The 5,197-nt window shown below is 59.2% G+C and carries 6 protein-coding genes; all 6 read left to right on the top strand.

Annotated features, from left to right (window positions below; all coding sequences use genetic code 11):
• Positions 1 to 436: 436 nt before the first annotated feature.
• The 6 genes from GT495_RS10510 (at position 437) to GT495_RS10535 (ending at position 5,114) form a co-directional block, all read left to right on the top strand.
• The gene (locus GT495_RS10510; RefSeq protein WP_149968965.1) at positions 437 to 1,669 is read left to right on the top strand and encodes a plasmid recombination protein; all 1,233 of its coding nucleotides are present in this window, start codon (positions 437 to 439) and stop codon (positions 1,667 to 1,669) included.
• Positions 1,670 to 1,712: 43 nt separating this feature from the next.
• Positions 1,713 to 1,949 (top strand): ribbon-helix-helix domain-containing protein, encoded by a 237-nt coding sequence (locus tag GT495_RS10515; protein WP_035138971.1) that lies wholly within the window; start codon positions 1,713 to 1,715, stop codon positions 1,947 to 1,949.
• Positions 1,933 to 2,202 (top strand): type II toxin-antitoxin system RelE/ParE family toxin, encoded by a 270-nt coding sequence (locus tag GT495_RS10520; RefSeq protein WP_035138972.1) that lies wholly within the window; start codon positions 1,933 to 1,935, stop codon positions 2,200 to 2,202. The genes GT495_RS10515 and GT495_RS10520 overlap by 17 nt, the downstream gene beginning before the upstream one ends.
• A 62-nt stretch (positions 2,203 to 2,264) precedes the next feature.
• A complete protein-coding gene (locus GT495_RS10525) occupies positions 2,265 to 2,906 on the top strand; it encodes a Rep family protein (RefSeq protein WP_035138973.1) in 642 nt (213 codons plus the stop codon).
• Between the two features lie 487 nt (positions 2,907 to 3,393).
• On the top strand, positions 3,394 to 3,765 hold the full coding sequence (locus GT495_RS10530) for a hypothetical protein (RefSeq protein ID WP_149968967.1): 372 nt from the start codon (positions 3,394 to 3,396) through the stop codon (positions 3,763 to 3,765).
• A gap of 395 nt (positions 3,766 to 4,160) precedes the next feature.
• Complete coding sequence (locus GT495_RS10535; RefSeq protein WP_155162939.1) at positions 4,161 to 5,114, top strand: hypothetical protein; 954 nt, start codon at positions 4,161 to 4,163, stop codon at positions 5,112 to 5,114.
• Positions 5,115 to 5,197 lie beyond the last annotated feature (83 nt).

The raw sequence follows: 5,197 nt of genomic DNA on the forward strand, positions 1-5,197 counted from the left end.
CAATGTAGCAATGCGTGACCACGGGGGCGGAGTAGTTCCGCGCAGCGGATCTACGGAGACCTCGTTCACGGATTGCGGAATTGACGCGACGGTCAGCCGACAAGACCAGACTTGATTAAGGGTCGATGGACGCTCTGCTCCATCGACCCTTTCCTTGCTCTAGTCGCGGCGAAGGAAGCCCATCAAATCGGGGCACGTATATATTCGGCTACTACGACCGAATATATACGTGACGTGTGACGTGTGACGAACAGCCGCGACAAGGGGGAGTTTGAGGGGGCTTGCCCCCTCATGCACGCGCCGCCGCGTGCTGTCCGAGACCGTGCCGCCGCGGTCTCGGAGGGGTGCAGGGGTGCCCCCTGCCACGTCCTTAGCGTAGCTAAGGTCTAACGTGCTAGACTTTAGTCGATTAAGTCTGTTCGGTTCGGAGGTTTCCATGGCTCACATCGCGAAATACAAGGCTCCATCGGTCGGGCACATGCTCGCCCACTACAGGCGCGATGCGTCCAGCCTGGAGCGTGACAACATCGACCCGAGCCGCGTTAAAAACGACTTGGTTGTCGGGCACTACACGAACAAGGACGGGAAGCTTGTTGTGGGGCGCGTGAGGGCGCGTGAGGGCGAGCCGAACTGGGGCACGGTGGAACGGCGCATAGAGCGCGTGAACGAGGCGCAGAAGACCGCAGGGAAGCGCGCCACGCGCAAGGACGCGGTTGTCATGGCTGACGTTGTCGTGACGCTTCCAGACAACGTGCGGAAGGGCGATGAGGACAGGTTCTTTCGTCTCACGTACTGGTATCTGTCGAACAAGTTCGGCATCGACAACATGATGGGCGGCTACGTCCACAAGGACGAGGTGCTCAAGGACGGCACGCCCGCACGTGACCACATGCACGTGCCGTTCACGCCAATCCTCGATGGGCGATTTAACTACAAGAAGATGTGCCCGCGCTCGTTCTATCAGTCGATGCACAAGGAGCTTGGGGATTACCTAGAGGGGCGCATGGGCTATCGCCCTGCAATCGAGCTTGACGAGGAAACGCGGGCGCAACGTGTCTACACCGACAAGGCTGTTGATATCGACAAGGTGCGCGGTGCGGTCGATAGGGCGGTCGTGCAACCTGCGGAGGACGAAGCGGCGCGAATCGTCGCGGCGGCTAAGGAAGAAGCCGCCGCTTTGCTAAACGAAGCCGAAGCGCGCAAGGCCGAGCTTGTGGCACAGATTGCCGACAAGGAGGGTGACCTTGCCGAGCTGGACAACCAACTCGATGATGTGAAACTCGACATTGAAGATGAGCAAGACCGATTGGAGTGCCTTCGGCAACGAGCGGACGGAGTTGCGCGAGACGTTGAGGAGCTTCGACCCATCGCTACCGAGGTTCGGGGCTGGGAAGCTGCGGGAAAAGCTGAGCGCGGCGCAATCCTCGATAACATCGTTGTTAAGTGCGATGGACTCGCGAGCCGCATCAGAGCAGGAGTTGCGGGAATACGAATCAAAGTGGAAGAGCTTAGAAGCCGAATATCGCGCCCGCTCGAATATCTGATGCGCAGGGAACAGCCAAGGCAACAGAGCCTTAATGACGTGCTGCGCGATGCGCAGCGGGCGGCGGATGCGTGGAACCGCGACCACGCTGCACCGCAGAGGACGTATCGCGGGCGGGCTAGATGATGTGTTATAGTAGTACCTGTAATACACGACAAGGAGGTGCGACATGGCTACCGCGGTCACATCAATGAGGATTCCAACCGAGTTGAACGAGCGCTACAGCCGTCTTGCGAAGGAGACTGGCAGGTCGAGGAGCTTCTACGTTAACGAAGCCCTGCAAGAAGCTATCGACCGTTTCGAGTACGAGTACGGGATTCTCAAGGATATCGAGGACTATCGTGCTGGCAGGCTTGAGACCTACAGCATCGACGAGGTAAGGGCGCACTGTGGCCTGGCGAATTGATTTCACGAGGAACGCCGACAAGGCGATGCGCAAGCTCGATAAGGGCGTTGCCGCGCGGGTGTTTGACGAGCTTGACGAGATAGCGAAGCTCGAAGACCCAAGAAGCAGGGGCAAGGCATTGACGGGAAACTTGGCAGGCGTGTGGCGATACAGGGTCGGTGACTACCGAATCCTGTGCGACATCAATGACGGCAGGCTCGTCATTCTCGTGGTCGATGTTGCGCATAGACGCGAGGTTTACAAGCGCAGATAAAAAAAGAAAAGCCCCAGCAAGCTTGGCGGCAGCAGGGGCATTCGAGACAAGGAGATTATAGCATGGCGGCAAACGCTGGCGAGACGAAGGTGAAGCTCTGGGAGGGCATCTGCTACCCAGAGAACATGCGCGATGACTGGCAGGACGAGATAGACGACATTCTTCAAGTGCCTTTCGCTTATGCGGTTCACGACATAGACCATGACCAGAAGAGCAAGCAGCGCAAGACGCATGCGCACGTCATTGTTGTCTGGGGCGGCAACACGACACGCAAGGCAATCATCAACGTCTTGAACCGATTGAGCGCGGACGGCAAGAAGTGCTGTTCGTCAGCCGAGCCAATCAACAACATCAGGCATGCGTATGACTATCTGATTCACGACACGGCTTCCTGTCGCAAGAAGGGCAAGGAGCTGTATCCGGTCGAAGCACGCATCGAGGGAAACAACTTCGACATTGGTCAGCTCGAACAGCTCTCGACTAAGGACAAGCAGGACATGCTCTTCGAGTTGGTCGGCTTCATCATGTGCGAGAGGTTCGAGACCATCAACGATTTCACGGCTGCGGCGCTGAGGGAGTTTCCCGAGCAGTACCGCGAAATCATCGTGGGGTACAACTCGATTCTCGAGCGCTATTGTCGCGGGAACTATCTGAACGCCGAACGTAAGCGCAAGTGCGTGGAACAGTCAGGTGCCAAAGAGTAGTCGGGTCAATGCAGCAATGCGTGACTACGGGGCGGCGTGGTCTGCGCTCGCGCAGATCTAAGCCGACTCGTTCACGGATTGCGGAATTGACGCGACGGCCAACCGAATAGACCAGACTTGATTAAGGGTCGATGGACGCTCTGCTCCATCGACCCTTTCCTTGCCCGTGTCTCGACTGGATGAGACCTGCAGAATCGGGCGGCTCATTATTTTTCGCTAACTACGTCCGAAAAATAATGTGACAAATGACAAATGACAAATCAGGTTGAGCGGGGGAGTTTGAGGGGGCTTGCCCCCTCATTCGGCGCTTGCGCCGATGGCCCGCACCTCATGAGCGACGCCGCGAATGAGTAGGGCTGGGGGGTCTCGGGGGGAACGCCCGAGCGGGTCAAGGGCGGCGCCCTTGCACGTCCTTAGCGCAGCTAAGGTCTAACGTGCTAGACTTTAGGCGGCTAAAATCTGGCTCCACCTGAAAGGTCTTAGGCTTATGGCACACCTCGAGAAGTACAAGGCATCCTCGGTAGGCCACATGCTCGCGCACTACCGCCGCGACCCGTCTAGTTTGGGGCGCGAGAACATCGACCCCGCCCGTGTCGGGATGGACTACACGCTCGCGATCGACCCCGCCGACGGTCTGGTGAAGCCGATGGAGGGAGTGGAGCCGAACTGGGCCACGGTCGAGGGGCGCATAGAGCGCGTCAACGAGAGGGCCAAGGCCGAGGGAAAGCGCGCCGTGCGCAAGGACGCGGTGGTGATGGCTGACGTTGTGGTGACGCTGCCCGAGAAGGAGCGGTTGGACGGCTTGAGGTGGCAATTGCGGACCTCACCCGAAAGCTCGCGCCGAGAAGTGCGCGGATGACAACAAGGGCGCTCAAACGCGATTTGGCGGCCTTGGAGCGCGATTACGGGGAAGACGATGACAGAAGCCCCAAAGCCCGTGCTGCGGAAGCCCAGAGGGCTGCTATGGCGCGGGATGCGAACCGTGACGATAGACCGCCGCAGCGGTCGTGGAGTCAGAGCCGCTAGAAACGAAAACGCCCGCCCAGCCTTAAGCCAGGCGGGCGGGTCGTTCGTTTGAGGTACAATTCGGCAAAGGCGAACGGGGCTCCTACCCCCCGACGCTGACACTGAGGTCACGACTCAAATGCCACCGTAGTACCACGGCCCCATTCTAGCACGCGGGCATCTGACTACAGCAAACTGGCAAACCATATCCGAGTTTGTGACCTCCCGAGACCCGGGAGGTTTTCTTTTATGAGCGGCGAAAGTAAACAAATTGATGAAGACGAGAATGGCCCCGAAAACGGCGGCATGAAATCCGGCCCTTGTCTAATAGCCGGATTTCAACCACTTACGGTGGTTCACCCCTCTTACTGGAATGCATACAAGACCGAATCTGGGGCAACGTTCTCAATCGATATGGTTCGCCTGAAGCTGTCGTTCATCAACGGCAAGGGCGAGTGGTTGAGCACGCACGCCCAGACCTTCGACTGCGACAGCATGAGCGCGTGGACGAGCAAGATTCGACCCGGCGGCTGGTACGAGCTTTGGAGCTTCGACCTCGGAGACAGCTCGGTCGCGCTCGGCATCGGCTTCATGGAGCCGAGTTGCAAGGTGAACATGAATCGCGGGTTCATCGAGTTCAACCCGAACAAGGTCGCAGGGGACAAGCGGTTCTGGCGGCTGCTGGAAAAGCTCGCGCCGTGCGGCGCGCACGCCCGCTTGAAGAGGTTCGACCTCGCCTACGATTTGCCGACAAGCCGTCTGGACTGCCGCCTTAGCAAGGACAGGCGGATGTACAAATCGGTCATCAGCAACGGAATCACGGAATACCTCGGGGTCAAGAACACGCCAGGATACGTGAAGGTCTACGACAAGGCGGCCGAGATGCACCTGTCGGATGTGCTGACGCGCATCGAGCTGACGTGTGACGGGGAGTGGGACGCTGGGCAGGTTGTCGCGCACTGGCCGCAGGTTCACGCATGGCATAGCGATGAGAATACGCGCGACTGGGTGCGCGTGGTGGGAATCATGCTCGCCGAGAAGGCCGAGCGCGGCGAGGAGGTCGAGACGCTCATCAACATGCTCGGCTGGCGTTCACGACCGAAGGTGCGCGAGTATCTGCGCACGCCGATGGTCGAGCTGCCGCCCGACTGCGGCGGCGCAGCCGTGGCCGAAGCGCGAAGCTGGTGCGCCCGGTTCGAGTAGGCGGGTCAATGTAGCAATGCGTGACCACGGGGGCGGAGTAGTTCCGCGCAGCGGATCTACGGAGACCTCGTTCACGGATTGCG

Source organism: Collinsella sp. BIOML-A6 (assembly GCF_009875845.1).
GTDB classification, from domain to species: domain Bacteria; phylum Actinomycetota; class Coriobacteriia; order Coriobacteriales; family Coriobacteriaceae; genus Collinsella; species Collinsella aerofaciens_H.

Bases quoted from the DNA above. Each gene is read 5' to 3' on its own strand.
- GT495_RS10510 (WP_149968965.1), top strand. From the start codon at position 437: ATGGCTCACATCGCGAAATACAAGGCTCCATCGGTCGGGCACATGCTC.
- GT495_RS10515 (WP_035138971.1), top strand. From the start codon at position 1,713: ATGGCTACCGCGGTCACATCAATGAGGATTCCAACCGAGTTGAACGAG.
- GT495_RS10525 (WP_035138973.1), top strand. From the start codon at position 2,265: ATGGCGGCAAACGCTGGCGAGACGAAGGTGAAGCTCTGGGAGGGCATC.
- GT495_RS10530 (WP_149968967.1), top strand. From the start codon at position 3,394: ATGGCACACCTCGAGAAGTACAAGGCATCCTCGGTAGGCCACATGCTC.
- GT495_RS10535 (WP_155162939.1), top strand. From the start codon at position 4,161: ATGAGCGGCGAAAGTAAACAAATTGATGAAGACGAGAATGGCCCCGAA.